Source organism: Clostridium tyrobutyricum DSM 2637 = ATCC 25755 = JCM 11008 (assembly GCF_000359585.1).
Lineage (GTDB): Bacteria > Bacillota > Clostridia > Clostridiales > Clostridiaceae > Clostridium_B > Clostridium_B tyrobutyricum.
The window spans coordinates 101,333-125,544 of record NZ_APMH01000010.1 but is presented as its reverse complement, the minus strand read 5'-3'; the positions used below and the strand labels follow the sequence as shown (position 1 = coordinate 125,544).

Below are 24,212 nucleotides of genomic sequence, written 5' to 3'. Positions count from 1 at the left end.
TTATTTTACTCTGTTTAATTTTCAAGGATCACTCATATTCTTGTTTCCCGCCGTCTTACTCAGACAGCTTTTATAGTATATCACCTGGCGTTTTGTTTGTCAACACTTTTTTATTAATTTATTTCTTATAATAAAAACTGTTGATTTAACTTCTGTTGATTCGCTTCCGTGACAACGAATATTATTATATCATCCTTCTATATAAATGCATTAATGTAAATCAATATATTATGAATTTATATTACCCATTCTTCAGAATTCTATTCATTTCTATTTTTTTCACATAAAGATACACTTGGATAAGTTTAAACAATATCCTATAGTTCTAATTGCTCATATTGACTTAATACTTGGCTTTAGATGATAAAGAGTTAAACAAACATAAGATATATCCACGATTTGATGCGCCTGTATTGACAGACATGTAAAATGCCGCCCCAAAACTTATTTTTGGAACGGCATTGTTATACTATGTAATTTCTATATTTTATGCGTGAATGATATTAGCATATGACAGTATCAATACCAATATACCTATGAAGATTCTATATATAGCAAAAACTCTCATAGGTTTTTTCTTTAAAAAGCTTATAAATCCATCCACAACAAATAATGCAACTATAAATGAAACTACAAATCCTACTACCAGTGCTATTACCTCTGGAGAAGTCATAATTATTTTTGATTTGAAAATTGCCTTTCCCAGGGAATACCCTGTTGCTGCTATCATAGTCGGAATTGCAAGGATAAATGAAAATTCCGCTGCCGCCACATTAGTAAGTCCGCTTGTCCATGCTCCCATTATTGTAGATGCAGATCTTGACATTCCAGGCCAAAGTGCAATGCACTGGAAACATCCTATTCTAATAGCTTGTCCTGTAGTTACATCTTCAATTTTATTTGTCTTATTTCCCCTTCTATACTTTTTCTCCATAAATATCATGAGAAATCCACCAAATATCAGTGCACAAGCTACTGTGACACTATTAAATAATTTTGCCTGTATTATATCATCGAGCAGGAATCCGATAACTGCAGCTGGTATGAATGCAATAATTATATTACACCATAATTTAAATCCCCATTTTCCTGGAGCAAGATTTTTCAAGGAACCTGATATTTTATTCCAGTAAAGAACTAATATGGCAAGTATAGCTCCGAGTTGAATAACAATTTCAAACATGTCTACATAAGCTTTTCTATAAGTAGGATCCTTAAAATTTATTAAGTCACCTACTATAATCATATGGCCTGTAGATGATATTGGCAAAAATTCAGTAACACCTTCTACAATACCTATTACTATTGCCTTTATTATAAGTAGCAGATACATTTTTATTCGTCCTCCATCAATTAATTTTTAACAACAATTGTTATTATACTATCATTTAAGGCAATTACCAATATAATCTTTAAAAATTTAACATGAATTAATTGCTTTTAAGAATGTATAAATTCTCCAGTATTTTGTGTGCATGGTAATTGAATACAATGTCTATTTCATTGGAAACTTTTGAAATGTTTTTTTGTTCCAGTGTGCATTTGAAGAGCTTCTCAAGCTTCTGTTTATTTTCATTATTTAAAGCATATATGTTTTCAAAAGAGTCTATTATTTTCATATGCATGTATATTTCCTTAAATACATCCAGCATTATTTTTATCTTCTCACCAGAATATCCTATCTTGTTGATTCTAAATTCAGATACATAAAGTTTGAGTGCCTCTTCAAGCTTTTTAATTTCTGTATCCATGCTTTTTAAATCCAGAAAATTATTGAAACAGAATCTATCTTCTACAATGATAAATACTCTATCCAGAGTAAGTATATATTCTCTGTGCAATTTGTTTCCATGCTTTGGTGGTGATATAAAATAGTTGATTATTACCGCAACTCCTATGCCCATAAATGTATCTATTATTCTATTCATACTGTAGATTACAGGACTTCTACCATTTAAATTTATCATAATTCCAAGAAAAACTATACAGGATATTACAACAGACTTTTTCCATCCAAGATAATCACATATGTATATTATAAGAATTACACCTATACCACAGAATATAATATTTCCAGGACTTATGAATGCAAATATCATTCCAAAAACGGCTCCCATTACAGTTCCAAGCATTCTATTTTTACCTGTTTTAAAGGAATCCGAAACAGAACTCTGCATAGCTATAATTGAAGCAATTACTGCATAAAATATGTATTCTCTATTAAAAACATATGACAGAGACATACATATCATAACTGAAATGGCTGTTTTTATATTTCTCATTCCTATTGGCTTAATGTGCATACGTTCTCCCCCTTATAATATAGATGGCATACACTATAAATACTGCTCCAACAATCTGTACTATATTTATATTTTCTCCTAATAATAAGGTAGAAAAAACAATGGATGCTGGTATTTCCAAATTTCCTATTATAGAGGTCTTGACTGCTCCTATATATTTTATAGATGAATATAAAAGCGTTAAAGGTATTATTTCAGAGAACACAGCAAGCATCAATATGTAAAGTGTACTGTGTATATTCAAATTTCCACCAGATAAAAAATGTGGTGATCTATATATCAATAGTACTATTAGTGAAAACAGAGTAGAATAGGCATTTATACTCATTGAATCTACATCTTTGAATTTCTTTTCACTGTACAAATTCATAAAAGCATAGAATACAGCACTTAACAATCCAAAAATGACCCCTCTTATTGAGTAATTCAAATTCTCACCAAATATATTAAGTCCCATAATACATCCTGCAAAGGAAATTAAAATGGCAATAAATTTTCTTAAAGTAACCTTTTCATTTTTACGCAGTACAGAATATATAAAAACCATTATGGGATAAGTAAACAAAAGCATTGTTACCATGGCCACACTTAAATATTTAAAAGCCTCATAATAAAATAATGTCATAAAGGTATTACCGCATATTCCAAGAACGGCCAGATGAAATATCTGTGTTCTATTTAACAAAAGTTTTTTTCTATCGCTTATAAAAATAAACAGGAACATTATAATAACAGCAATAATGTACTGAGCTACTAATATATTAATTGAATCCAAACCAATATTATATGATAATTTAACGAATATTCCTGCCGATCCAAACATGATAGAGGCCAATATTGAATAGATATATCCACGTCTCAGGTCAGACCACATCCTTACTTTAGTATATTTGCATACATTACTCTATTATAATTGTATCATACTTGATATTGTATTATAATATTTAAGAGTTAAAAATAACATTTGTGTTGTTTTTTAATAAAGGGTGGTGTGAAAAATTAATATAAAATCTTTTTTCAGCATTATGATCTCAAAAATTATAATAAGGATTTCAAAAGCTCTATTTAAAGGTGGAAGTAATTTTCCAGGAAGGATAGCTTTAAAACTTGATAGAAATGTTCTAAAAACACTTTGTAAAAACTACAAAGTAATAGTTATAACAGGTACTAATGGAAAAACCACCACTACAAGCATGATATACAATATGCTAAAAGATGATGGTAAAAATGTAATAACAAACAGTACAGGTGCAAATATGCTGCCTGGAATAGTATCCTGCTTTGTAGAAAATTTTTCATTTAAGCAGTGCAGCAAAACCAATTATGCAGTTATAGAATGTGATGAGGCCAATTTAACTCTACTTACCAATTATGTAATTCCCGAGGTAATAAGTATTACTAATTTGTTTAGAGACCAACTGGATAGGTATGGTGAAGTTTATACTACATTAAACAAAATTTTAGACGGTATAAAAAAAGTGCCACTTGCCAATCTGGTGCTAAATGGAGACGAACCTCTTCTTGGTGACATGGAACTGCAAAACAGAACAATATACTATGGTTTTAACTGCGGTTTAAGGAAAAGCAAAACGGTGGATATAAATGCAGACTCTAAATTTTGTAAAAAATGTAAACATCCTTACAAATACAATTTCATAACATACAGTCATCTAGGAGACTTTTACTGTGACAACTGTGGATATAAAAGACCAAAACTCGACTACAGTTTAGATGAGATAAAGAGCAAATCCCAGGACGGTTCCCTGGTTGCAATAAATAGAGAGGAATACTACATAAATCAACCTGGAGCATATAATATTTATAATGCCCTATGTGCCTACTCAATAGCAAAGGTATGCAATGTACCTGATTCTGTAATACATAATTCTCTTGAAAATCAAGAAAGTAGTTTTGGAAGACAGGAAGTAATTGATGTAGCCGGAAAACAAGTCAAAATAATACTTGTAAAAAATCCTGCAGGTTATGATGAAGCAATTAACAGTATAAGCCTTGATGGAAGAGTTTTTAATCTTGCTGTACTTTTAAATGACAATTATGCAGATGGACGTGATGTATCATGGATATGGGATGTAAATTTTGAAAAACTATCTTCTTTAAACATAGATAAAATACTGATTTCCGGTATAAGACTATATGACATGGCGGTAAGACTAAAAGTAGCCGGTCTTAAAGAAGATAATTTTGTCATGTGCAAAGGATATAAAAAACTAACTGACGAAATAACAAACTGTGCTGAAAACAGAGTATATGTACTAGCTACCTATACTTCTATGATAGGTTTCAGGAAATATCTTAATGCAAAAGGCTACATAAAAAAGCTATGGTAAAATAAGGGAGTGTTATGATGGAACTTAATATATGTCACTTATATCCTGACTTGTTGAATGTATACGGGGATGTTGGAAATATACGCATATTAAAGTACAGAGCAGAAAAAAGAGGTATAGATATAAATGTGGAAAATATATCTGTAGGTGATCCATTTCAATGGGAAAAATATGATATTACCTTTTTTGGAGGTGGTCAGGATTACGAACAGTCCATAGTGTCACAGGATTTAATAGAAAATAAAAAAGATGCCATAAAAGAGTATATTGAAAATAATCGTGTATTCTTATCCATATGCGGTGGTTATCAACTTCTTGGAAAATATTATACTACTCCAAAAGGTGAAAAACTCTCAGGATTGGATGTAATAGACATCTATACAGAAGGTGGTAAAAAACGTTTTATAGGTAATACTGTAATTCACAATGATAAATTCAATGAAACTTATGTAGGTTTTGAAAATCATTCTGGACGAACCTATATAGGAAATTTGGAGCCCCTTGGAAAAGTGCTTAAGGGATATGGAAACAACGGTGAAGATGGCTATGAAGGTTGCGTATATAAAAATTGTTTTGGAAGTTATTTTCATGGTTCTCTCCTATCGAAAAATCCTGAATTGGCAGATAGATTTATAAAAACTGCTCTTTTTAACAAGTATGGAAAAGATATAGAGTTAGAGCCTTTAAATGACAGTTTGGAAACCAAGGCAAAAGAATTTATAATATATAGAGAAACAAAGGATAAATAGAAATAAGAAATGGTGAATTCAAATATTTGAATTCACCATTTCTTATTTGCGTAATTATATTAAAGTATTTATTTAAAAATATCTTTTGAGAAAGCTAATCAATATTTACATCCAAATCTTTTTTCAAATTCAGCCATTAATCCTTCTCTGAATTTTGGATGAGAGATTTTTATAAGTTCTCTAGCTCTTTGTTTTAATGTCTTACCTCTAAGTTGTGCAATACCATACTCAGTTATTACATAATGAACATCATTTCTTGAAGTAGTAATTGCTGCACCTTGATTTAAGAATGGAACTATTCTTGAAACTTTTCCATGAGCTGCAGTAGATGGTATTGCAATAATTGACTTTCCATCTTCAGCCATACTTGCTCCTCTTGTAAAATCAATTTGTCCACCTACTCCGCTTATCTGCTTAAGTCCTATACTTTCAGAACATATTTGTCCCATTAAATCAATTTCAACGCATGAGTTTATGCAAACCATCTTACAGTTTTTCATTATAACCGTAGGATTATTTACATAATCTACAGGATGTGATTCTACTTCTGGATTATTATCTATAAAATCATATAATTTCTTTGTTCCCATTAGGAATGTGACAACTATCTTTCCTGGATGGAGAGTCTTTTTCTTGTTTGTAATTACTCCTGCTTTTACCAATTCTACTACACCGTCTGATATCATTTCTGAATGTATTCCAAGGTCCTTTTTATCTTTCAAGAACAAGAGTACTGCATCAGGAATTGCACCTATACCAAGTTGTAGGGTTGATCCATCTTCTACAAGTGATGCACAGTATTTACCTATTGCCTTTTCTACATCTCCAATTTTGGAAGGCTGCATTTCAACAACCGGGCGTGAACTCTCTACTATGTAATCTATGTCAGACACATGTATGAAGTTATTTCCAAACACTCTTGGCATATTCTCATTAACTTCTGCAATTACAAGTTTTGCACATTCTGCTCCTGCATGAATGTAATCATTTGATACTCCAAAACTACAATATCCATGTTCATCAGGTTTACTTACTTCAATAAGTGCTACATCTACTGGAATATATCCTTTTTTAAACAATCTTGGTATTTCACTGAAAAATACAGGGATGAAATCAGCTCTTCCTTCTTGAATTGCTTCGCTTGTACCTTTTCCTGTAAAAAATGAATTATCATGAATATACTTTTCTACTCCTGGTTCTGCATAATTAGTTTCACCTTTTGGTATCATGTGATATAATTCAACATTTTTATACTTCTCTTTATTCTTTACTAAAGCATTAAGAAGTACCTGCGGCTCAGCACATGCATGTCCAAATACTATTTTGTCTCCAGATTTTATGTGAGATACTGCCTCATCTGCACTAACAACTTTACTCTTATACAATTCCTCAAAACTCATAAAAACCACCCTTTCATAAATTATATAAAATTTAATAATTAACTTCCATTATGATTGTTAAAAAAACTACAATTATGAGTAAAAAATAGATGTTGTATAATATACAACCTGAACTTCCTTTTAATATTATATTATAATATATCCATTTATTCAAAATTAATATGATTTTCTTTTGGTTAAAATAACATAATTACATCAATGTTATTATTAAAATAATAGCTGTAGCTGAAAATAACTTAACAATGCTATGGTTTACAAAACAACTATAAAAAAATAATGTCCTTTCTATACAAAGAAAGAACATTATTTTCAAAGATTTGGGCTCTCTACTTAATTTCAAAGGTTCCATCCTTAAAGTCTACTTCTACATTGGACCCTTCATGAATTTCTCCTTTTATTATCTTCCTGGCTATTGAAGTTTCAAGGGTATTTTCTATATATCTTTTAAGAGGTCTTGCTCCATATACAGGATCATATCCTTCTTTCGCCATAACTTGCTTTGCAGCATGGGTTATTTCTATGGATATATTTTTCTCCTTAAGTCTGTTTTTAATATCCTGAAGGAATATATCTATTATTGATTCTATCTCATTTGTACTTAATGGCTTAAACATTATTATATCATCCAACCTATTTAGAAATTCAGGTTTGAATCTTGACTTCATTTCATTCATTACTCTGTCTTTTATATTCTTATCTATTACATCATTTTCTTTATTCTCAAGTAAATAGCTGCTTCCTATATTTGATGTCATTATTATAATACAATTTTTAAAGTCCACTACTTTTCCCTGATTATCTGTAAGTCTTCCATCATCAAGTATTTGAAGAAAGATATTGAACACATCTTCATGTGCCTTTTCAATTTCATCAAAGAGAACTACGCTGTATGGTTTTCTTCTAACTGCTTCCGTAAGCTGTCCTCCCTCTTCATATCCTACATATCCTGGAGGTGCTCCTATTAATCTGGATACTGAATACTTTTCCATATACTCCGACATATCTATTCTTATAATATTGTCTTCACTGTCAAATAGTGTTCTTGCAAGAGTTTTTGCAAGTTCAGTCTTACCTACACCAGTAGGTCCAAGGAATATAAATGATCCTATAGGTCTCTTTGGGTCCTTCATGCCAGCCCTTGCTCTTATAACTGCATTTGAAACAGCAGTAACTGCTTCACTCTGTCCTATTACTCTTTTCGATAATTCCTCATCTAATTTTACAAGTTTTTCTCTTTCCCCTTCTACTAATTTCGCAACAGGTATTCCAGTCCACTTTGATACTATTTCAGAAATTTCCTCTTCTGTAACCTCTTCTTTCAACATTGCATTTTCGTCATTTTTCTTTATGGTAGATTCTTTTTCTTCTATTTTCTTTTCAAGTTCGGGAATAACTCCATATTTTAATTCCGCTACTTTATTCAGATCATATTCCCTTTCAGCTTTTTCAATCTGGCCTCTTGCATCATCCAATTTTTCTTTAAGATTTCTTATCTCTGTTATACCGCCTTTTTCTTTTTCATATTTGGCAGTAAGTTGTTTGTCCTTGTCCTTTAAGTTGCTAAGTTCTTTTTCTACATATTTGAGTCTCTCTTTAGAGGATTCATCCTGTTCTTTTGAAAGTGCTTCTTTTTCTATTTCAAGTTGGAATACTTTTCTCTTTACCGTATCCATTTCTACTGGCATACTGTCAATTTCAGTTCTTATCTTTGCACAAGCCTCATCGATAAGGTCTATGGCCTTGTCTGGAAGATACCTGTCAGTTATATATCTATCCGAGAGCTTTGCAGCAGCAACAATTGCAGAATCATGTATTCTTATACCGTGGTATATTTCAAATTTTTCTTTAAGTCCCCTCAGTATTGATATGGAATCTTCTACAGAAGGCTCATCTATAATTACAGGCTGGAATCTTCTCTCTAGAGCCTTGTCTTTTTCTATATATTTTCTGTACTCATCAAATGTAGTAGCACCTATACAGTGAAGCTCCCCTCTGGCCAGCATTGGCTTTATCAAGTTTCCTGCATCCATTGATCCTTCTGTTTTTCCTGCTCCAACTATAGTGTGTATCTCATCTATGAAAAGTACTATCTTTCCTTCGCTTTTTTCAACTTCTTTTAATACTGCTTTTAATCTTTCTTCAAATTCCCCTCTGAATTTAGCACCTGCAATAAGTGCACCCATATCTAAAGAAAATATTATCTTGTCTTTTAGCCCTTCAGGAACATCCCCTCTTACTATTCTCTCAGCCAATCCTTCTATTATTGCTGTTTTACCAACGCCAGGATCTCCTATAAGTACTGGATTGTTCTTTGTCCTTCTTGAAAGAATTCTAACTACTCTTCTGATTTCCTCATCTCTTCCTATTACAGGATCCAATTTGTGCTTTTTTGCTTCTTCTACAAGGTTTCTTCCATACTTTACAAGAGCCTCATAAGTTCCTTCAGGGTCCTGGGTATCTACCGTCTGATTTCCTCTAACTTTTGAAAGTACCTCCAAAAAATCTTTTTTATTTATATTGAATCTATTTAATATACTGTCAACATCACTTGAATGTATATCCATGATTGCCATCATTACATGTTCTACACTTATATATGAATCCTTGAATTTCTTGGCTATTTTTTCAGATTTAACAAGAATCTCTTCAAATCTTCTCGTAGCATATACAGAAGAATTTTGAGCTCCTTCTCCTAGAACCTTAGGCATTTTATCCAAAACATTTTCTGTTTCTCTTCTAAGTGAATCAATGTTTACTCCCATCTTTTCAAATATATTGGGGATCAACCCATCATCTTCCGAAATCAATGCAGAAAACAGGTGGATTGCATCAACTTGTTGATGGTTATGTTTAACAGCTGCAAGCTGTGCATTATTCAACGATTGTTGTACCTTTACTGTAAGTTTATCTATATCCATTTTCAAAACCTCCTCAATGTTTTGACCTTCTTTGACCTTAACTAAATAATATTATTTTATATTTTTTTATTCAACTCTCATATTTTACTATATTAAATCATTTAACATGATTACCAATAATTATATGTATTATTCTAAATTTATCTTACTTATACTATAATAAAAGAGTTGCCAATATTCTACACATTGACAACCCTAATTATTTATCATAATAAAGTTATATTTAAAGTTTTTTCCGAATCTGTACTGCAAAATTAAAGTACTTTATGGATTCAGAAGTATTCTTCATCCTGTAGTACATATTTCCCATTTCCATATATCTTTTATATACCATTTTTTTATTGGCAAATTTAAGCAGTGCATCCATGGAAAAACTCATATAGGTTTCTGCCGATACAATATCACCTTTTTTCTCAAATATACGTGATTTATAATAATAAGATTTTTCAATAAATACTATGTTGTTTAGTTGTATTGATTCGTTTAGCACATTGTTGCACAATGTTTCTGCAATATTTAATATATCATTTTTTATTAATTTGCATACTATATCCAATATAAATTTAATTTTTGCTTCTTTATCATCATTAGGATATATCTGCAATGCATTTTTTAAATTCTCCAATGCCTCATCTTTCATATTCATTTCAAACATAACTTCTGCATAATCAAACATTTCATTAGCTTTTTCAACCAAGTTTTTTTCATACATAGAATAGGATATGTCTCTAAATTTTTGGAAATCATTTTTATTCTGTCTTAAATAAATTACAGAAATCAAATGATATATTTTTGCTTTCTTCAATTTTTCATTTTCACATTCTGAAAGTTCTATGAGTTTATCTACCAACGTATAAACCTCTTTATATTTTTTAAGCATCAAAAGACATTTCATCTTGCTATATAAAGCCTCTACCAATATAGAATTGTTACATACTCTTTTTGAAATATTTATAACATTATTATAATAATTGAGAGATTGCGTGTATTCTTCAGCTTTAAACAAATATTTTCCAATATCCATATAGTACACAGCTGTATTTTTATCATTAAAGCATTTTTGAATATATCCATAATATTTTGGGACTAAAATCCATGCCGAATTTATTTGACTTTTTTCTATAAAATAATTAAACAGTAAATGCAGCAGTTTAACACAAAGATCATTGTAATTATATTTTTCTGCAAAATTTAAATTATATTCAAGTTCAGCTTCATAGTTAAATTTATTTTTATCATTCATTATTACTTTTATATTATTTTTTATCTGATCTCTTATACTTTGCTTCAAATATTCTACATCTACATCAAATTTGTCTGCTATAAATTTTAAGATTGAATCATCGGGCTTTATTTTTTCGTTTTCTATGCAGCTCATCTTTGAAATCGATATTCTGTTACTGCATAAATCTTTTAGAGTTAATCCTTTATATATTCTTATTCTTCTGATTTTCTCTCCAATTGAAATTATTTCCATTATTTATCACCTATTTAGATTAGGGTTCATCTATTATACCCAATGTTTTGAACATATCTACTCCCTCACTTAAATATGCAGCAGCTTTTATGTTATTTCCTGTGTCCATGTAAAACTTACCGAGGAAAATAGCTATTTGAGCAATCTGTTCTGTAAACTCCATATTCTTCGCAAAATTCAATGCCTTCAGTAATATATTCTCAGCTTGATGAAACTTTCCCTGAAGCATGTCGATTCTGTATTTTAATAAATAATATTCCAGCATTACCTTATTGCTGCCATCGTGTATATTGGACCGTAATTCCTCAAGTGCCTCATTTGCATTTTTAATATCTTTTAATTTTATGTAATTTTCACATATATTTTTGATAGTCTCTATTACGGATTCATCTTTAAGTTTAATTCTAATTTTCTTTGATTTGTTTAAATGTATAAAAGATTCTTCTACATTGTCAAATTCATAAAATAGTTGTCCCAAATTATTTTCTATTTTGGCAATATTGATTAAATCATTAATGGATTTATATTCTACAAGAGCTTCCTTAGAATACCTGATAGCATTATTTAAATCATTTTTTTTGTTACATTCATCTGCTAGAAGTAGAAGTAATCTGGCATATTCACTTCTGTTTTCCATTTTATTGAATTTTTCCTTGGCAAGATAGGAATAATTCATTGCACTTTCAGTTTTTTCAAGCTTAAAATATATAAATGCTACATTATAATATATTTGTCCAAGTAAAAAATCATCTTGTATTCCACTGTCCTTACATACTTTTTCTGCTTGTCTAAAATAACTATTGGAGGAATGATATGATTTCAACTCCATTGTTATCTTTCCAAGGTCCATAAAAGTATTTACAATCTCCATGTAGTTGTTATTTTCTATAAAAATAACGTTGGCAGACAAAAGATACTGCTGGGCTATAGAGTATTGCTTCCTTGCTGTAAATATTTTGCTTTTGAGATATAAATTTTTTGCTTTTCTGTATTCTAAATTATATTCTTCTGCAAAGTATATTGCTCGATCAATATACTTCTCTCCTTCAATCAGGTCTTTATTCATTATATAAGATTCAGCAATATTTTGAAAATAAATACAATTTTTTTCTGCTTGAGTTTTTTCTGTTTCCATTAAATACTCGATGGATATATTCAATATGTCAGTTAAATATTGCAATAAATCCATACTTGGATTGGATTTTCCAGATTCTATGAGACTTATTTGCCCAGGTGTTATTCTATTTCCCGCTAGATCTTTCAATGTCATATTAAGTTCTTTTCTTCTTTTCTTTATCTTTTCACCCAAAGAAAGTATCTCCATTGTCAAATCTTCCTTTACTATTTCAATAGACTTCACATTGTTAAACATACAAAATATTTAATTATATCTAAATATTTTAATTTAATTTAAAAATACATATATTATTATATCATATTTTTAGACATAGTATTAAAAACCTTTTATTAATTATGTAAAAATAAAAGGTTCAGTAAGTATTAATTCTACTGAACCTTTTATAATGTAATATGCACTCAATGTAATCTTATTTCATCCATCCGATTATAGCATTTTTCATACGATCTGATGTCCTTCTTATCCTCTTCTTTGTTGATCTATCTATTTCAGGCATTATCATCATACTTACTGCTGCACCAACTAAAGTTCCTGCTATAAACTTACTATGTTTCATAATTACACGCTCCTTTTTAATTGATTATAATAAATTAAATTTATGTTTATATAATTATGATATGTAAATTAATGCTTTTTAAACATGGAATATACTTTATTAAATAAATTAACAATAATTTAATGTATAATACTGGATTATTTATGGTATAATATTACAATATAGAAAGTTTATTAAACATAGTTTTACTCTATATATTCAAAAAAATAAATTTATTAAAATAAAAACAAAAGAGGTTGATATTATGTTCATTGTATACGTATTTTTTATCATTTTAGGTATTATAATTACTTTATCTAAATTAAGTCAACTTATAGACAAAAATGAACAGTAAATAAAATTATTTTTTCACCAAATTTTTTATTTGAATTTTACCTGGAAAAAGACTGTTTAGCATCATTCCCACTACTACAAATAATATTCCAAACAAATCCACTGATGTTGGCAATTTATCTTTGAATACAAATACACCTCCAAGCAGAGTAAATATAACTTCACCTGACTGAGTAGACTCCACTATTGCAAGCTTACGCACATCACTGCTAACCATATCCGTAGCTTTAAAAAATAATACAGTGGCAATTATCCCAGAACAAACAGCTACCACAAAAGATTGTAATACCTGTCCTTTGCCTGGCATTCCAACAGATACCAAGCCAAATACAGATAAAATCGTCCATAATATCATACTGCAAAGTGTCATACCAAATACTCTTTGAAATGTAGTAAATTTATTTTCACAGAGCTCTATCATTTTACGGTTTCCTAGAGGATAGGCAAATGCAGCTATAACTACCGGTATAATTCCTATTAATGATTTTATACTGGAGATTTCTTTTAAATGTTGAAACTGCATTAAAAATATACCAAATAAGATTATCAGGGAAATACCGAGTACTTTTTTAGGAATTGTATTTCTTATTTTAAAAAGTCCATTTTGATTTTCTATGGTTTTATAAAAAAATGGGGACAATAGTGCTCCTGCTATTATAGTTATCTGCCATGTTCCTGCAATAAGCCATGAAGATCCATATGCAGAGGCAAAACTAAGTGGAGCATAGAATAGTCCAAAACCTACTGTACTCCATACTATCCATTGTATGGGCTTTTTTGCTATATCTTTCAATACAGCAAACAATTGATTTTTTACGATTATAATTACAAGCAAAATTGGAAGAGTAAATATATACCTAAGTGATGAACTCCATATCCAATTCCCACCCTGAATATCCATCTGTCTATTTAGTACAAAAGTAAATGCAAAGAAAAAAGAAGCCATTATTCCCAATATAATTGATTTTTTCATTTTTATTTCCCCTATCTTCACCGACATATTATATTGTATATTATACATATGTATGTTATATTTTACAACCGACATTTTATATAATTTACTTAAGTAACAAATTATTATAAAATTATATAGGTTGAGTATAAAAATCTGACAAGGGGGAGAATAAAATGAAAAATTTAAATTTGATTATAGGTACTAAATTAAAGGATATAAGAAACAAGAGGAATTTGAGTTTGGACAATGTAGCAAAATTGACAAATGTAAGCAAAGCTATGCTCGGGCAAATTGAAAGAGGCCAGTCAAATCCCACGGTATCTACACTATGGAAAATTTCCACTGGACTAAAAGTTTCGTTTTCATCATTTATAGATGAAGAAAATGAAGGACATAAAATAGTACATCAGGGTAATATAACCCCTCTGATGGAAGATAATAACAGAATGAAGTTGTATCCTATATTTCCATTTGACAGTAAAAGAAATTTGGAGATATTTACTATAGAATTAGAACCTGGATGCAATCACGTATCTACTCCTCATAATGATGATGTTGAAGAATATGTAATAGTTACAGAAGGTAAACTTGAATTAGTTATAGATGGTAAAAGTTTTGTCCTTCAGAAAGGTAATTCTATTAGATTTACAGGAAACAAACCTCATTCATATAAAAATCCAAACAGCAAAAGAGCAGTATTTCAAAATGTAATAACATACTAATCTATTTTAACAAGTATTCAATTAATTCTGTTTTTTGTTTACTACTTAAATTAGCTATGAGATTTTGATTTGATATTGGATCTTCTTTATATTTTTTTATAATATTTTTAAAATAATTTTTGTTATCTGCTTTATGAAGATCCTCATTGCCTATAACAACTATATTTTCATTTCCATTTGGGGCTATTTTTAAAATTTCATCTTTTACATCCTGTGTTGACACATTTATTTTATTTGCAAGGAGCCACTTTTCTACTGTTCTATCAGATTGTATGGACAATTTTTCCTTGCATTTTTCATCAACAAGTTCATTAAATAAATCCCCCGTGTGACTGTCCACTTTTACAAACATCACTTCAATACCCTTGTTCATCAGCTCATTCATTTTGTTGTAATATTCTATTGAAGATTTTTCTCTTCTCTCCCAGAACCCAGTAGCATGGTGAGATATCCCCTCATAGTCGTGGAATATTACAACTTTTTTGTTGCCTGTATTAAGTGCATATTGAACCGCTTTTACAGATCCCTGAAGTTCCCCGGCTATCTGTCTTATATTTTTTTCAGACTTGTCTTTACAGGCTCCACTTTCAATGTATTCAACTATATTGTTTCTAACAGCAACTAAACCATATGAATACATCTGAGTGCCTATGTTATAACTTCCATCTACATATACGTGCAGACAATCTTCTGGATAAGTATCCTGTCCTTTTTTGAGAAGTTTGCTTCCCTGATTCAGATATTGATTTGCACTGTTGATATCTGTAAAACTTTTGTACTTGGCTCCTTTGACCCCCTTTACATATTTTAAACATTCAGCCCATGTGCTGACTATTTTATTTTCAATCCTTTTATTGGTCTTTGGGTCAAATCCCTCTTGAATTGCATATAGTTTCTTGGCCATTTTATACATTCTCCTTTGTAACTCATCTTTTAATACAATTTTTTATGATTTACTATTTCCATTGTTTCCTGTGTAAATATTTCTATACTGCTCGTTGGTAATATACTTTTTAGATGGTTTTTTCAACATACTCTTTATTAAATCAGATATTTTCGAAATATTTCCCATACCCACTATTTCAGTTATATACTTTATGACTTCCTGTGTCATAATAATAACATCATTTTTTCCCTGCCAATTTTCAAGTATTATTTCCCTTGGAACTTTATCTATTATATAATTCAGTGCGAAAAATGCCACTGCTACATCATCCATCTGCCCAATTATTGGGATAAAACCTGGTATAAGATCCACAGGACTTATAATATACAAAATTGCGTTTACCAGAACAATCTTTATTGGGGAACTTACTCTTTTGTCCTTGAATAATCTCCAGAAAAGTATTAATATATCGGGCATAAACATAATGTATTCTGCTAACTTTGAAAACTTGCTTGGGAGTTTTTCAATAATATTTTCTCTCAATTTAACATATTTATTGGAATTTATTAAGGAATTCTTTGAATTCTTTGGGGACAGTTCACAAGTTTTATTTAAATCAGGAAATTTTTTGTCTTTTTGATACACTATATTTTTAACTTCAACTTCTATTTGTCCATGGAAAGTTTTCATTTTTACCAATTTTAAATTGAAACGTGGTATTAATTTCACAGCAGTATTCAAATCTATGCTTACAGTATCTTTGTCTACCTCTATTCCGTAATAAAAAAATTTTTTGAGAATATTCTTTGAAATAATATCTTTAATAGAATTAAAAATTTTTAGCTTGTATACTTTTAAATTATATATTTTTAGATTTAAAATATTGTCTTTTATATTTCCTAATCCTATTTTTATTTGAAAGGACATTTTTAATTTATTTGTATAGTTACCCTCTATAGTTATAATTTCATCTATTAATATATTTTTTATTTCAACTCCATCCAGATGTATATAATCTGTTATCAAACTCAAGACATCTTGATCTGTTAATTTAAATTTAGCAGCAGATATTTTCATTTTAATTTCCTCCTCAATTTATAAGTAAATTATACAATAAATTAAAAATTAGCGATAGGCGGGGACTTGGGGGACAGTTAACAACTTTTGCAAGATTAAAAGTTGTTAACTGTCCCCTTCATTTCTAGAAATTGCTTTAGCAAATTTTATGATTTTAATTAGACTAATAAATAACTATATTATATTATATTAAAAGAAACTAAAATTAAATTAGAATTGCATATAAAAATATCTTATGAGGATAGGTGATTGAATGGAAAAAATAAAAAATAAATTTTTAATATTACCAATTATAGTACTTGTAATTTCACTATCTACATTAATATTCTCAAAATATACCAGTCCAAAACCAAGTTACAAAGCATATACTTCCTTTAAAGATGAACTAAAATTGAAAAAAATATCTACAGTATACATTACAGATTCCAATAAGATTAAATTTATGCTAACAAATGGACAAGTATATGAGACAGATAACCCAGGAACAAATAATTTTAAAGAAACTTTACTTAGTAGCAATATAAAAGTTTTAGATCAATATCCATTGAATAATATAGAGAAATTTTCTTTAATAGGTCTGTTAGTATCTATTGTCTGTATAATTGCCACTTATTTAAGATCATCTAAAATAAAAACTAAAAAATCATTTTCTGTAGATGCAATAGATGCTAAAGCAATAGAAAATCCAGACTTTACCTTTAAAAATATGGCAGGAAATGAGGAAGCAAAAGAAAGTGTTCAAGACATAGTTGATTTTCTAATTAATCCTGAAAAATATAAATCATATGGAGCTAGAATACCTAAAGGAGTAATACTCTATGGTGAACCAGGTACGGGTAAGACATTGCTAGCAAAAGCCATTGCAGGCGAAGCAGGAGTTCCTTTTTACGCTGTATCAGGATCAGATTTTATCCAAATATATGTAGGTGTAGGTGCCAGCCGTATAAGGCAATTATTCAAAAAAGCACGAAACAACAAGAAGAAAAAGTCCATCATATTTATAGATGAAATAGATGCCATAGGTAAAAAAAGAGAAAGTGGAGCTGCTTCTTCCTCTGATGAAAGAGACCAAACTTTAAATGCTTTATTAACCGAAATCTCAGGATTTAATGAAGATGATGGCATAGTAGTTATTGCAGCTACAAATAGATTAGATACATTGGACCCTGCTCTTTTAAGACCTGGAAGGTTTGATAGGCATATTGAAATAAGTCTTCCAGATATATCTGCAAGAGAAAAAATTATTAAACTTCATTTAAAAAATAAACCTGTTGGAAATATAAATATAAAAGACTGGGCTCAAAAAACATCATATTTTTCAGGTGCCAAAATTGAAAGTTTAATAAATGAAGCAGCTATTATTGCATGTAAAGAGAACAATACAACTATTGAGGACAAACATATGGACAAAGCATTTTCCATAACCCTAGCAGGATATGAGAAAAAAAACAGAGATTATATAAAAAATACAGATAAAAATATTACAGCTTATCACGAAATGGGACATGCTATTACATCTTTAAAGATGCTTCCAAATGAAAAAGTATCCAAAGTTACTATAATACCTAGTACAAAAGGAGCGGGTGGATATACTTTGAGTATTCCAGAAGACAGATTGTATCAAAATAAAGATTATCTAACAAAAAAAATGATGGTACTCCTTGGTGGTAGAGCTGCAGAACATATTGTATTTGGTCCTGAATTTATTACAACAGGTGCCCATAATGATTTAAAACGCTGCACAAATATAGCCTATAATATGATCAGTAGATATGGAATGGGTAAAACCCTAGGATTATTAAATATGGAGGAACTCTCACAATTAAATATTAATCAGGATAATGTTATAAAAGAGTGCAAAAATCTAGTAGATGATATTTATGAACGTACAAAAAAACTTATTCTCGAAAATATGGATTTTCTTGAAGTAAAAGCAAAAAAACTTATAGAAAAAGAAACTCTCTTTGAAGAAGACTTAATTTAAAACTACAGGGACAGTTAACAACTTTTTTAAAATTAAAAGTTGTTAACTGTCCCCATTTTTTCCTATCTTCAAAATTAAAGAAGATACTATTCCTCCTATTAAACCACCAACATGGCCAAAATTATCTACATTAGCCACTGAAAATCCCAAAATCAAATTAACAGCAATTACAGAAAAAATACTATAGATAAATTCTTTATTTATTCTTTCTTTCATCTTTAAAGCAAATATCAAAGTTGCTCCAAACAAACCAAATATAGCTCCTGACGCCCCAATAGATATACTTGGAGAAAAAATATAACTAAAAATAGAAGCAATAATGCCTGAAAAAAAGTATATAAATATATATTTTAACTTACCATATATTTTTTCCACTAAAGGTCCAATAGCTACAAGTGCATACATGTTAAGCACCAAATGTACAATACCTCCATGTAAAAACATACATAATATTAATCTATAATACTGTCCAGATGATATAAATTGATTAACTTTAGCACCCATATAAACTAATACATTTATATCACTGCTAAATATATTTTTTGATAAAATAGCTGTTATAATATAAAATATTATATTTAAGGCCACAATAAAATATGTTATTTCTGATCCTCTTATGCTAAACTTACCGTTTTTGTCTATATGTTTATTATGATTATTCAACTTATTTATACAATTACTTATTTTATATACAAATGAATTCGCAGATTCACTATAATATAATATTCTATTTAAATTAACATCTATTAAAATTAATTCACATTGTGGATAACCGATTAAATTACTAATTTTTTGCTGAATAGATACAGTATCATTTTCCAACAATACAATTGTGAGTGTTAAATTACTGTATCCAATTATATTATGAAGTTTAACTTTTAATATATTAGTATCTATTTGCCTGTAATGATCTAAATCTGAAAAAAGTACCACATTTAAATTATTATTATATATGCTATAAACTCCCCATTTGCTAGTAGATCCAGTAATATTGCCAATTTCCAAAATATTAAAATTGTATAAATTGTACAATTCTTTAATTAAATTTTGTATGTATCTGTTCATAAAATTCTCCTTAAAAAACTAATATTATATTATCTTCAAAATTACAACATTAGTATTATAAAGCAAATCTATTTCATGAAAACATGAAATATTGCCAGTATCTTTTGGTATAACTCTTACTATAGGCCTGTCTGGAAAACCCTGATTCTGTTTTATTACATATCCATCTTCATTATTAGACAATTTAACATGGCATCCAAGTGGATAAATGGCAAAGGTATTTTTAAAATCCAATACAAGCTGCTTATCAAAAGCACTCCCACTTCCAGAGAGTATTAATTCATAGGATTCATTTAATTTGAACTTTTTTCTATATACTCTATCATTGCTTACCGCATCATATACATCACATATACAAACTATCTTTGCAAATTTAGTTATCTGTTTATCCCTTAATCCATATGGATAACCTCTTCCGTCAACCCTTTCATGATGCTGCTCAACTACCTTTATAATTCTACTTGAAATCATAAAATTTTTTTTTAAAAGTTCCACGCCATAAAGAGGATGTTTCTTTATCTCTTCAAATTCTTCATAAGTAAGTCTGGTTTTTTTATTCAATATTTCAATTGGAATTTTCGTTTTTCCAACATCATGTAAAATTGCTCCTACTCCAACATCCTTCAAATCACAAGAGTCCACTCCTGACGTTATAGCTAAAAAACATGACATAACACAAGTATCCAGAGAATGTATAGAAGTATAATTATCATATGTTTTTATATCATATAAACTTTTATTTACATCTCCCATATTAAGTATATAATCCATCATATCCTGAACTGGCGCTATAGCCTTTTCAAATCCTTTTCCATTACCATAATATAATTTTCCAACTATGGAGGATATACTTTTCATAGCAATTTGTTTAAGTTCTGTCAATTTTTCATCCTCTACATATACATCATCCAGCATTTCATCTTCTATGTACATATAACATACACCAAGATTTCTCAATTTATTTATATATACGTCACTTAGATTTACTCCTGCCTTTAATAAAATTTGACCATCTGATGTAAGTATATTTTTCCCGAGAATCTGTCCTTCTCTAATTTTACTTATATGCTCCAATCTCATTAGTTACACCTCAATAAAGTTATAAATATTTACTTTAATGCATAATTAGTCTTTTTCATAATAACAAGTATATTATATACTTGTTATTATTACTAGTATACAATTCATATTATGAAATTAATCTTCATATTTTTGTCTTTTATTCACTATATTATTAAAAACTTTATTCATACAAATATTTATTAAACTACATAAAGTATTTAATCTTTTTTCATTAAATTATGATTATCAGTATAGTTAAATTTAACTATCCACATAGGATTATATTCGTCTTCAACTTCCTTAATTTTAAAATTATTTTCATTGAAGTTATATTTTTCAAGCATGTCGAAAATGGTATAATACTGCCAATCTTCCACCTCTTTATTTGTATTGAAATAAATATTTACATAATTACTATCATAATACACCCCTCTTATGTATTATGCCCCGTCTACTGCATTATAGGTTCCAAGCTGACCATTTATCATTCCTGTTTTCTTATCTTTTTCTATTAAAATTAATGAAGAAAAATCCAATTCAACATCTCCCTGTAATGCACTTGCTAAATATAGTCAATACCTTGCATTATACTATATCGTACTTTTAAGACAAATGTTTAATATGAATTTATTTACATGTATTTACTTATATTGAAATAAAAGTTATTATTATAATATATACTCTTTATCATGAATACTATAAAATAAAATTTAATAATCATAAGATTATATGGAGGAAAACTTTATGAAAAAATTTATATGCTTAATAATATTTATTTTATTCGCAAGTATAATAATATTACAGCAATTCAACTTAAACAAATCCAAAGATATAAATTATGCTGTTGAACAATATTTTACAACTGGAATTTTTAATAAATATAAAATGTATGACGTTAGTAATAAAACTTTATATTTTTCTAATGGTGTTGATGCTTTTGTAAAAGTAAATGGGCTTTCAAATGGTAAGTCTCACAGATCTATCAATTATGAAGTGTTCTTAGAAAAAAACAAGAAAGGAATATGGAAAGTATATAAAGTTTACCCCTATTAAGATAAAAATTTACCACACTATATTTTGATATGTTCTTTCAACAATTTATTTCTGCATTCTTCACATATTCCGTCTAATTTAAAATCCAATTTTTCATCTGAGTCAGAAAGTACAAATCCTGTTTTACTTTTTATTATCTCTTCTATTTCCTGCATCGGACAATCTATTTCAACTTTTTTATGGCACAATTTACATTGTATTATGTGTTTGTGCTTTTTTCTTATTATAGCATAAGCAGATTTATTTAATCCTAAATCAAATTTTTTTATTATTTTTTTAGCTTCAAAAAGATCCAATGATCTATAGATTGTAGATATATCCACATTAACATTTTTCAACTTGCATTTGTTAAAAATATCCTCAGCGGTTATAGCATTATCACTTTTAAAAAATATTTCCAGTATGTTGACTCTAGGTTTTGTAACTTTAATATTATATTTTCTTAAGCATTCTTCAATATCATTCACAAAATCACCTCAAATTCACTCAAAAATATATAATAAACAATATTATTTACATATTTATTATTTACATATTTATTATTTACATATTTATTATTTTTTTATTATTATAAATATGATTCATTATATGCATAGTATCGTTAATATATATTACATATATTATATACTTTTTTAAGTTTAATGTGGGGACAGTTAACAATTTTTTATAAACTAAAACAAAAAAATTGTTAACTGTCCCTTTTTAACTTGTTTAAAATTATTCATATTGTCAATAATCATAATATATTTATCAAATAAACCTATTTAGGAAAGGAGCTTTTGTTAGTGTCAAGAACTGCACGTCAAAAAAATGGAATAAACATTCACCATATTATGAGCAGGGGTATAAGTGAAATCATACTTTTTAAAGATTCTAATGACAAAGAAAAATTTTTAAATTTATTAAAAAAGTACAAAAAAGCCTACATGATAAAAATTTATTCATATATAATAATGGACACTCATTATCATCTTCAAATTAATGATAATGGGGCCGATATATCAAAATTTATGAAATCTATTAACCAGAGTTATGCTCAATATTATAATAAAAGATATAATAGACATGGTCATGTATTTGCAGATCGTTTTAAAAGTAAGCCAATACAAAGTGACAGATATGCAGTAGTTGTATCCTTATATATACACAACAATCCAAAAGACATTTCAAAGTATAGAAATTGTATTAATAAATATAAATATTCAAGTATTCATGCATACTTAAATAAGAAATCTCCTAAAAATGATTTAATAGATACGGATTTTATTCTAAATCATTTCAGTTTAAATAGATATGAAGCTGCAAAAAATTATCTGGGTTTAATTTTAAATTCATCAAATAAAGATATTGAAGATAAAATTAAACTTTTAAAAAAAGAATATACTTATGTAAAAGATAATCATATATTAGTTAGAAATTTTAAACCAGAAAAAATCATAGACTTTATAAAATACTTTACTAAAAAAACTTTTTGTATAAACGGAAAATACAATCATAAAAATATGGAACTAAAATCTCTATGTGTATTTTTACTTAGATGTTTATGTAATTTCAAACTTAATGATATATCTAATATAATTGGAAATATTTCTAATTCAAATACACTAAAGCTTTATGAAAACGGATTATTTCTCGCCAGTAGTAAAAAATACAAAAATATTATCAATAACTTTATATCTTATAGCAAATCATCTCAATTACAAATTACTAATACTTAAAGTTTTAAATATTGATTATATATCCATTATTATGAAGCCAAATTTTTTTAGTTTATAATCTTGAATTATAGAACTAACTAAATCCCAATATCTTTTAGAATGGCTCATATAAACTAGATGACATAACTTATGTACAACTATATAATCTATTATATCTAATGGCATCATAATTAAAACTCAAGTTACCATTTGAAGAACAACTTCCCCATATGCTTTTCTGATTTCTTATAGTTATTTTGTTGGGATTAATTTTTATTATGTTTTTATAGATATCTATTCTTTCTTCAAGTATAGTATACAGCTTAGCTTTTAATGCGCTTGACACAAATTCTTTTATATTTTCTGAATTAGATAGTGCATAATCATTTCCATAAATAATTATCTTATCATTATCAAATTTTATATATGGTTTATTTATATTTATGTAAACATTCTACAGTGTCAATATTTTTCCTAAAAATAATACTT

The 24,212-nt window shown here is 28.4% G+C and carries 22 protein-coding genes and 1 pseudogene; 6 read left to right on the top strand and 17 right to left on the bottom strand.

The window, feature by feature from the left end:
• Nucleotides 1-487 precede the first annotated feature (487 nt).
• The 3 genes from J418_RS0106700 to J418_RS0106690 all read right to left on the bottom strand — a co-directional run bounded on the left by J418_RS0106700 (nucleotide 488) and on the right by J418_RS0106690 (nucleotide 3,177).
• Nucleotides 488-1,333, bottom strand: coding sequence for an undecaprenyl-diphosphate phosphatase (locus J418_RS0106700; protein WP_017895178.1), 846 nt, complete (start codon nucleotides 1,331-1,333; stop codon nucleotides 488-490).
• 97 nt (nucleotides 1,334-1,430) lie between these two features.
• Entirely contained in the window at nucleotides 1,431-2,303 is an 873-nt protein-coding gene (locus J418_RS0106695; protein ID WP_017895177.1) for an FUSC family protein, read from the bottom strand.
• A complete protein-coding gene (locus tag J418_RS0106690) occupies nucleotides 2,293-3,177 on the bottom strand; it encodes a DMT family transporter (protein WP_080629773.1) in 885 nt (294 codons plus the stop codon). The genes J418_RS0106695 and J418_RS0106690 overlap by 11 nt, the downstream gene beginning before the upstream one ends.
• 151 nt (nucleotides 3,178-3,328) lie before the next feature.
• Here J418_RS0106690 and J418_RS0106685 point away from each other — a divergent pair, with 151 nt between their 5' ends.
• Nucleotides 3,329-4,651 carry a Mur ligase family protein gene (locus tag J418_RS0106685; protein WP_017752742.1) on the top strand — a complete coding sequence of 441 codons (1,323 nt, stop codon included), beginning with the start codon at nucleotides 3,329-3,331 and terminating at the stop codon, nucleotides 4,649-4,651.
• 17 nt (nucleotides 4,652-4,668) lie between these two features.
• A complete protein-coding gene (locus tag J418_RS0106680; RefSeq protein ID WP_017895175.1) occupies nucleotides 4,669-5,400 on the top strand; it encodes a type 1 glutamine amidotransferase in 732 nt (243 codons plus the stop codon).
• Nucleotides 5,401-5,498: 98 nt separating this feature from the next.
• Here J418_RS0106680 and J418_RS0106675 read toward each other — a convergent pair whose 3' ends face one another.
• From J418_RS0106675 to J418_RS0106650, 6 genes are all read right to left on the bottom strand, one after another.
• Nucleotides 5,499-6,800 carry an acetyl-CoA hydrolase/transferase family protein gene (locus tag J418_RS0106675; RefSeq protein ID WP_017752740.1) on the bottom strand — a complete coding sequence of 434 codons (1,302 nt, stop codon included), beginning with the start codon at nucleotides 6,798-6,800 and terminating at the stop codon, nucleotides 5,499-5,501.
• A 326-nt stretch (nucleotides 6,801-7,126) separates the two neighbouring features.
• A complete protein-coding gene (gene clpB / locus J418_RS0106670; protein WP_017895174.1) occupies nucleotides 7,127-9,718 on the bottom strand; it encodes an ATP-dependent chaperone ClpB in 2,592 nt (863 codons plus the stop codon).
• Between the two features lie 223 nt (nucleotides 9,719-9,941).
• Nucleotides 9,942-11,195: a helix-turn-helix transcriptional regulator gene (locus tag J418_RS0106665; RefSeq protein WP_017895173.1), complete on the bottom strand. Its 1,254-nt coding sequence runs from the start codon at nucleotides 11,193-11,195 to the stop codon at nucleotides 9,942-9,944.
• Nucleotides 11,196-11,214: 19 nt separating this feature from the next.
• A complete protein-coding gene (locus J418_RS0106660) occupies nucleotides 11,215-12,519 on the bottom strand; it encodes a helix-turn-helix domain-containing protein (protein WP_017895172.1) in 1,305 nt (434 codons plus the stop codon).
• A gap of 223 nt (nucleotides 12,520-12,742) precedes the next feature.
• Nucleotides 12,743-12,889: a YtxH domain-containing protein gene (locus J418_RS16375; protein ID WP_017752736.1), complete on the bottom strand. Its 147-nt coding sequence runs from the start codon at nucleotides 12,887-12,889 to the stop codon at nucleotides 12,743-12,745.
• A gap of 340 nt (nucleotides 12,890-13,229) precedes the next feature.
• Nucleotides 13,230-14,195: a DMT family transporter gene (locus tag J418_RS0106650; protein ID WP_017895171.1), complete on the bottom strand. Its 966-nt coding sequence runs from the start codon at nucleotides 14,193-14,195 to the stop codon at nucleotides 13,230-13,232.
• Nucleotides 14,196-14,350: 155 nt separating this feature from the next.
• Here J418_RS0106650 and J418_RS0106645 point away from each other — a divergent pair, with 155 nt between their 5' ends.
• Nucleotides 14,351-14,899 carry a helix-turn-helix domain-containing protein gene (locus J418_RS0106645; RefSeq protein ID WP_017895170.1) on the top strand — a complete coding sequence of 183 codons (549 nt, stop codon included), beginning with the start codon at nucleotides 14,351-14,353 and terminating at the stop codon, nucleotides 14,897-14,899.
• Between the two features lies 1 nt (nucleotide 14,900).
• On the opposite strand, the gene J418_RS0106640 is transcribed toward J418_RS0106645, so the two are convergent.
• A complete protein-coding gene (locus tag J418_RS0106640) occupies nucleotides 14,901-15,803 on the bottom strand; it encodes a ribonuclease H1 domain-containing protein (protein WP_017895169.1) in 903 nt (300 codons plus the stop codon).
• A 42-nt stretch (nucleotides 15,804-15,845) separates the two neighbouring features.
• Nucleotides 15,846-16,862, bottom strand: coding sequence for a YkvA family protein (locus J418_RS0106635; RefSeq protein WP_017895168.1), 1,017 nt, complete (start codon nucleotides 16,860-16,862; stop codon nucleotides 15,846-15,848).
• A gap of 253 nt (nucleotides 16,863-17,115) precedes the next feature.
• Here J418_RS0106635 and J418_RS0106630 point away from each other — a divergent pair, with 253 nt between their 5' ends.
• Nucleotides 17,116-18,846, top strand: a complete 1,731-nt coding sequence (locus tag J418_RS0106630) for an ATP-dependent metallopeptidase FtsH/Yme1/Tma family protein (protein ID WP_017895167.1) — start codon at nucleotides 17,116-17,118, stop codon at nucleotides 18,844-18,846.
• A 42-nt stretch (nucleotides 18,847-18,888) separates the two neighbouring features.
• Here the strand turns inward: J418_RS0106630 and J418_RS0106625 are convergent, their stop codons facing one another.
• The 4 genes from J418_RS0106625 to J418_RS17015 form a co-directional block, all read right to left on the bottom strand.
• A complete protein-coding gene (locus J418_RS0106625; RefSeq protein ID WP_017752730.1) occupies nucleotides 18,889-19,911 on the bottom strand; it encodes a rhomboid family intramembrane serine protease in 1,023 nt (340 codons plus the stop codon).
• Nucleotides 19,912-19,935: 24 nt separating this feature from the next.
• Nucleotides 19,936-20,991 carry an HD-GYP domain-containing protein gene (locus J418_RS0106620; RefSeq protein ID WP_017895166.1) on the bottom strand — a complete coding sequence of 352 codons (1,056 nt, stop codon included), beginning with the start codon at nucleotides 20,989-20,991 and terminating at the stop codon, nucleotides 19,936-19,938.
• Between the two features lie 200 nt (nucleotides 20,992-21,191).
• On the bottom strand, nucleotides 21,192-21,401 hold the full coding sequence (locus J418_RS15885; RefSeq protein WP_017895165.1) for a DUF6762 family protein: 210 nt from the start codon (nucleotides 21,399-21,401) through the stop codon (nucleotides 21,192-21,194).
• A gap of 12 nt (nucleotides 21,402-21,413) precedes the next feature.
• Nucleotides 21,414-21,509 (bottom strand): DUF6762 family protein, encoded by a 96-nt coding sequence (locus J418_RS17015; RefSeq protein ID WP_017895164.1) that lies wholly within the window; start codon nucleotides 21,507-21,509, stop codon nucleotides 21,414-21,416.
• 208 nt (nucleotides 21,510-21,717) lie between these two features.
• Here J418_RS17015 and J418_RS0106610 point away from each other — a divergent pair, with 208 nt between their 5' ends.
• Nucleotides 21,718-22,026 carry a hypothetical protein gene (locus J418_RS0106610; protein WP_017895163.1) on the top strand — a complete coding sequence of 103 codons (309 nt, stop codon included), beginning with the start codon at nucleotides 21,718-21,720 and terminating at the stop codon, nucleotides 22,024-22,026.
• A 17-nt stretch (nucleotides 22,027-22,043) separates the two neighbouring features.
• On the opposite strand, the gene J418_RS0106605 is transcribed toward J418_RS0106610, so the two are convergent.
• Nucleotides 22,044-22,493 (bottom strand): Fur family transcriptional regulator, encoded by a 450-nt coding sequence (locus J418_RS0106605; protein ID WP_017895162.1) that lies wholly within the window; start codon nucleotides 22,491-22,493, stop codon nucleotides 22,044-22,046.
• 318 nt (nucleotides 22,494-22,811) lie between these two features.
• Between J418_RS0106605 and J418_RS0106600 the strand changes: the two genes are divergently transcribed.
• The gene (locus J418_RS0106600) at nucleotides 22,812-23,744 is read left to right on the top strand and encodes a transposase (protein WP_017751626.1); all 933 of its coding nucleotides are present in this window, start codon (nucleotides 22,812-22,814) and stop codon (nucleotides 23,742-23,744) included.
• Between the two features lie 15 nt (nucleotides 23,745-23,759).
• On the opposite strand, the pseudogene J418_RS17065 reads toward J418_RS0106600, so the two are convergent.
• A pseudogene (locus tag J418_RS17065) lies at nucleotides 23,760-24,120 on the bottom strand (M48 family metallopeptidase).
• Nucleotides 24,121-24,212 lie beyond the last annotated feature (92 nt).